At 61.6% G+C, this 5,904-nt stretch carries 4 protein-coding genes and 2 pseudogenes; 3 read left to right on the forward strand and 3 right to left on the reverse strand.

The genetic code is table 11. The features are described from left to right. Positions 1-237, reverse strand: a pseudogene (locus EN893_RS15170) (TIGR01459 family HAD-type hydrolase); the annotation flags it as partial. A 229-nt stretch (positions 238-466) separates the two neighbouring features. Here EN893_RS15170 and EN893_RS15175 point away from each other — a divergent pair. Further along, positions 467-2,452 carry a TadE/TadG family type IV pilus assembly protein gene (locus EN893_RS15175; protein ID WP_206640121.1) on the forward strand — a complete coding sequence of 662 codons (1,986 nt, stop codon included), beginning with the start codon at positions 467-469 and terminating at the stop codon, positions 2,450-2,452. Positions 2,453-2,583: 131 nt separating this feature from the next. Then, positions 2,584-3,216: a LysE family translocator gene (locus EN893_RS15180; RefSeq protein ID WP_023813536.1), complete on the forward strand. Its 633-nt coding sequence runs from the start codon at positions 2,584-2,586 to the stop codon at positions 3,214-3,216. Positions 3,217-3,226: 10 nt separating this feature from the next. On the opposite strand, the gene EN893_RS15185 is transcribed toward EN893_RS15180, so the two are convergent. Continuing rightward, positions 3,227-4,051 carry a DUF2189 domain-containing protein gene (locus EN893_RS15185; protein WP_127269027.1) on the reverse strand — a complete coding sequence of 275 codons (825 nt, stop codon included), beginning with the start codon at positions 4,049-4,051 and terminating at the stop codon, positions 3,227-3,229. Between the two features lie 300 nt (positions 4,052-4,351). On the opposite strand from EN893_RS15185, the gene EN893_RS15190 reads away from it, so the two are divergent. Further along, positions 4,352-5,575 (forward strand): TadE/TadG family type IV pilus assembly protein, encoded by a 1,224-nt coding sequence (locus tag EN893_RS15190; protein ID WP_127269025.1) that lies wholly within the window; start codon positions 4,352-4,354, stop codon positions 5,573-5,575. 136 nt (positions 5,576-5,711) lie between these two features. On the opposite strand, the pseudogene EN893_RS15195 reads toward EN893_RS15190, so the two are convergent. Then, positions 5,712-5,904: pseudogene (locus EN893_RS15195) on the reverse strand (glutathione S-transferase family protein); the annotation flags it as partial.

Consider the following 5,904-nt stretch of genomic DNA (forward strand, 5'->3'; position numbering starts at 1 on the left):
GGCTGACGGTGGAACACCGATCGCGTTCATCTGCGCCACGACATCGGCACTTCTGCGCGGCGAATTGGTGATCAGGACCACGGGGATTTTCGCCTCTCGAGCCCTTGCCAATGCGGAGGCCGCCACCGGGAAATGCGTTTCGCCATTGTGGACCACGCCCCAGACGTCGCACAGGATTGCCGAATAGGCCTTCGACACGTCTTCGAGCGAGCCGATGATTTCAGGCGAATTCGCCATGCCGTTTCCTTCAGTCGTGATCGTTGCGACGCCGCGACCGACGGTTCGCCGCAGCCGGTTCGGATTAGCCGAACCGCCCCGGCCTGTCACCAGCTTTCGCCAGGCACGATTGGTTAGCGGTTGGTGAAGCGCTGCCCCGGCAATAGAGCCATTTCCCAAACGCGGCCTTCAGCGTTTTGTGGAAAGCTGGCATCAATCGAGAATCCGCCGGCGGGGGCCGCTGCAAGACATGTATGGACTTTGGCGTCAGTTCTGCCGCGACCAACGCGGCAACTATGCTCTTATGACCGTCGTCGCAATGGTTCCGCTCATGGGCGCCCTGGCGATAGCCGTCGATTTCACCGAGATGAGCCGCGAAAAACAGGCGGTTTCGAATGCGCTCGATGCCGCAAACTTCGCCACGGCGCGCCGGCTGACGGAGGGTGCCACCGACGATCAGTTGAGAGCCTATGCACTCGACTTCTTCAATGCCAACCTCAACAAGATCAACCCCGCCAACACGACGCTCACCGTCACCTTGCCAAGCAACACCACCGGGGGCGGCTTGCTCAAGATGAGCGCGCGGCTTGACTACAAACCCTACTTCTATCCGGTCTTCGGCCAGCTCGTCGGCAAATCCGAAACCGACGCCAACCAGAAGATCAGCTTCAATGTCACCTCGGAAGTGCGGCTGAAGAACACTCTTGAAGTCGCTCTGGCGCTCGACAATTCCGGGTCGATGACCAAGACCGGAACGGGCTCGGGGCAAACGCGCATCGACCTTCTCAAGACCGCGGCCAAACAGCTGGTCGACACGCTGGCCCAGCAGGCGGCGATGATCAAGCAGGTCGACAGGCCGGTGCAGTTCGGCCTCGTGCCGTTTGCCGCCTCGGTCAATGTCGGACCCGGCAATGGTAACGCGTCCTGGATGGATACCGAAGGCCTGTCACCGGTATCGAACGAGAATTTCGACTGGTCGACGCTGAACGCAGCCGACAAATATGCCCAGCAGACCAACGGCATCTGGTACAAGCGCGGCACCGGATGGGGTACCGACGAAGGCCAGATGCTGACCCGGTTTTCGCTCTACCGGGACATGAAGGTCGTCACCAACCATGAGCGTGTCACCAACAGCAAGCGCGTGGTTTGCGACGAATACAACTCGAACAACACCTGCAAACGAAGCCATGACGAATATGATTACATCGATTCCTATGGCCCGTTCGCCAGTTGGCAAGGTTGCGTCGAGGCCAGGCCCTATCCCTACAATGCTAACGACGCCGCGCCGTCCGGCGGCTCGGCGAACACCGGCATAGGGGTTGGCGATCCGGCAACGATGTTCGTGCCGATGTTCGCCCCCGACGAACCCGGCAACCATTGGAGGCTCACCCAAGATCCCGATGAGGCCACGCCGACGACCTACGGCGCCGTGAACAGCTGGTGGAACGACGACCCGACAAGCAGCACCGGCCAATCCCGGTTGCGCAACATGGCCAAATATTTCCAGCCGCGGCCGATCAATGCGCCGGCGCTGGCCGCCGGCAACGGGCCGAACTACAGCTGCTCCACCAACCCGATCACGCCGCTGACCGATGTCAGCGTTGCCACTGGGCTCACCGCGATCAAGGCCGCGATCGACCTGATGAAGCCCGATGGCGGCACAAATGTTCCAGAAGGCATGGCCTGGGGATGGCGCGTGGTTTCGAGCGGCGAGCCCTTCACGCAAGGCCGCCCGGAAACCGAGAGAGGCAATGACAAGGTCGTGATCGTGCTGCCCGACGGCGCCAACACCTACTACACGCCTTCTTCGCTCGGCTATTCCGACCCCGCCGATTCGAAGTCGACCTATGCATCCTTCGGCTATCTCAAACCCGGCTACAACGGCACGTCGGTGGGCCGCCTGTTCATGGGCACATCGAGCACCATTGGCCAATTCGATTATTCTAACGGCAATTATACCAACGCGCTCAACGAGCAGATGGCGACGCTTTGCAACAACGCCAAGGCAGCCAACATCATGGTGATGACTGTGGCGCTCGATCTGTCCACGACTAAAATCGCCGACCAGCAGGCGATCGAGGCGCTGAAATCCTGCTCGTCGAACTCGCGCTTCCGCAAGGATCCAACGGACGCGAGCAAGCCGGCAAAACTGTTCTGGAACGCTACCGGCGCCAGTTTGTCGAACGATTTCAAGGAAATCGGCAACGAACTGTCGAACCTGCGCATCGTCGGCTGATCCGTAGGCACCGGCGGCTAGCTGGAACAATAGCTGGCGCCGCCATGCACTTGCGCGCGCTGCCGGGGACAGGCACATCTTGGCCGCCTGCCGGATCGCGCGTCCATTCGCGGCGCGCGGGGGAAGAACAGATGCCCGAAACAGCCAATCATCTCGCCTTCGCGCTGGTCTGCCTCGGCATGGTGCTGACGCCTGGCCCCAACATGATCTATCTGATCTCGCGTTCCCTATCGCAGGGGCCGAAGGCGGGGCTGATCTCGCTTGGCGGCGTGGCACTCGGTTTTGTCTTCTATGTGCTGGCGGCGGCGTTCGGCATCACCGCGCTGCTGCTCGCCGTGCCCTACGCCTATGACGCGCTGCGCTTTGCCGGCGTGCTCTACCTGCTGTGGCTGGCCTGGCAGGCGGTGAAGCCGGGCGGACGCTCGCCGTTCGAAGTGCGCGAATTGCCGAGGGACAGGCCGCGCAAGCTTTTCGCCATGGGCCTGATGACCAATCTGCTCAATCCGAAGGTGGCCGTGCTCTATCTGTCGCTGTTGCCGCAGTTCATCAGCCCCGGCAAAGGCCACGTGCTGTCGCAGCTTCTGGTGCTCGGCGCGACGCAGATCTCGATCAGCCTCAGCGTCAATGCCGTCATCGCGGTGACGGCCGGTTCGATCGCCACCTTTCTCGCCGGACGGCCTTTGTGGCTGGTCATCCAGCGCTGGATGATGGGCACCGTGCTGGCGGCACTTGCGCTGAAGATGGCGACAGAGGCGCAGCGCTGAGGGTGCTGATCTACATCGGCCGCCTTATCTGCTGTGCCCGCTCCGGCTCGACCACCTTGCGGTAGAGATGCCAGGTGGCATGGCCGAGCACCGGCATGACGACGGCGAGCCCGGCAAACAGCGGGATCGAACCGATCACCAGAAGCACGGCGACCAGCAAGCCCCACAGCGCCATCTGCAGCGGGTTGGCCATCACCGCCCTGGCCGAGGTCTCGATGGCTGAGACGGCGCCGACGTCACGGTCGAGCAGCAGCGGGAAGGCAACCACGGTAGTGGCCAGCACGATTACGGCGAAGACAAAGCCCGCGGCATTGCCGGCAAGGATCAGCGTCCAGCCCTTGCTGGTGGTCAGCACGTCGCGGACGAAGCCACCGATCGAGGCCGGCGGCTGGTCGCCGAACAGGCCGGTGTAGATCGACTGCGCCGTGTAGAGCCACAACAGGAACAGCGCCACCAGCATGACGCCGATGACAGCGATCGACGGGACAGCGGACGAGCGCCGCACATCAAACGCGTGCCACCAGGAGGTGTTCATGCCGAGCTCACGCCGGCGGCTGATCTCGTAAAGGCCGAGCGCCGCAAACGGCCCGACCAGCGCGAAACCCGACATCAGGGGATAGATGAGCTGGATGGCATTGGCGCCGGACGTCCACTGCGTCAGGATCAGGCCGACGATGGGATAGATCAGGCACAGGAACACGTAGTGCGATGGTTTTGCCCAGAAATCCTCGAAGCCGAGGCGCAGCGCATCCCAAAGGTCCGACGTGGTGATGCGGCGCACCGTTGGCTGCACATGCATTCCACGTGCGTCCGCCATAACATGAAAGCCGGCCATAACCTTCCTCCCGTGTGTCGGGGCGGTCACCGCCTGGATGGCCGCCAGAGCTGCCACTTCAAGATCGAGAGGCATGATAGCAGAGTTGGCGGCGATTGTCGCCGCGTCAATTGCCTGGGGCGCAACTCCTCGTAGTGTTCAACTCTCCGTATGGCCTCTCATATGGCGTGCCTCGGCAGTCTTTCGTTTTAGCCAATCATTGTTCTGCATTTTAGCATTTACGCATTTTAGCATTTACTTAAATTACTCGTAGGGATCTCTGGCGTATCACCTGAGCTTTACGAGGTTCGGCGAGGAACTATGTTCGCATTGAGAGGCTTCTGGTCTTCGGAGCACGGCAACTTTGCCATGACGACCGCCGTCGCGATGCTGCCGATAATGATTGGTTTGGCCGGCGCCGTTGATCTGATCGGCACGAGCCATGACGCCTCGCAACTGCAGAACTCGCTGGACGCGGCGGGGCTCGCCATCGGCACGAAGTTCTCTCCCGATATGGCGGCCGGCGATGTCCAGGAGCTTGGGCTGCAATTCTTCGCCGCCAATATGAGCGTGGCCGACCAGCAGGAATATTTGGGCAGCGTCTCCGCTTTCGCGGCAACGGCAAGCGGCAGCCCAAGCGCCTACTTTATCTCGCTGTCGTCCAGCATAAGCCGCCCAAGCTTCATCAGCGCCTCGGCCCCCTGGCAGGCCTCCCGCTCGGCCTCGGTCAAGGTAAAACCTGGCGCACAGGCCTGCGTGCTGGCGCTCGATCCGCATGCGTCCGCCGCCGTGAACCTCCAGGGCTCGACCAACGTCTCGATGGACAATTGCGTGATCGCGGCGAACTCGGACGCGTCCGATTCCGTCAACAGGGGTGGCTCCGCGCTGGTTTCAGCCGGCTGTGTCTCAACCGTCGGCGGCACCAGCGGGCTGTTGCCACCCAGCGCCAGTCTCGCCTGCGGAACGCCGCACGAACATAGGTACGCGTCCTTTGATCCATTGGCCGACGTCGTTCCTCCCCCTTACACATTGTGTTTGCCTGTCCCGAACGGCAAAACCTACACGCTGTCGCCCGGCACTTATTGCGACAAGACATTGTCGGGGGACATCACGCTTGATCCGGGCGTCTACATCATGCGCGGCACCACCATAAAGCCAGGGGGGAACGGCAGCCTGGCTGGCCAGGGCGTGACCATATTCCTCATGGAAAGCGCTGAGATCTACATAAATGCCAATGAGAAGGTGAACCTTTCCCCGCCCACCAGCGGCCCTTATGCTGGCATCACCATTTTCCAGGATCACGGCAACACGTCTGCTCTGACATTGAATGGCGGCGCAAATTCCGTGCTCAGCGGTTTCATTTACGCGCCGGACGCGCCCATTTCCTACGCCGGCAACTCTGATATGAGCGCCCAGGGCGACTGTCTCAGGCTTGTCGGCAATACGATTCAGATGACCGGAAACTCGTCCGTCAAGTCGGACTGCGCGGCGGCGCTTGGAAATCGCACAATGTACGCCGATCGGATGATCACTCTGGTGAAATGAGAACGACAGGCGGCCCAAGCGGTAGCGTTGAGAAAAATGGCGGTCCCCTTTAACAATGCCGGAGTGCGGTGGCGACCGCACTCCGGCAGATCAGCGCCTCTCACAAAGGCACATCCTGGTTGAAAACAGAGTGTCGCTACGATTTCGCCGCCGCCGCGAAGCGATCGATCACCTCAGTCAGGGGGACGTGGCCAAGGCAGGCGCCAGAACCGGCGGGCTGTTCGCCATCCTCAACAGCCAGCGCATAACGCACGGCCGGATCGGATTCGATGCGAAGGCGCAATCCGGCCAGCTTGGGATAGGCAGCGCCGTCGATCGCCTGGTGAAAC

Origin of the sequence: Mesorhizobium sp. M7A.F.Ca.CA.004.04.2.1 (genome assembly GCF_004022825.1) — a bacterium.
Lineage (GTDB): Bacteria > Pseudomonadota > Alphaproteobacteria > Rhizobiales > Rhizobiaceae > Mesorhizobium.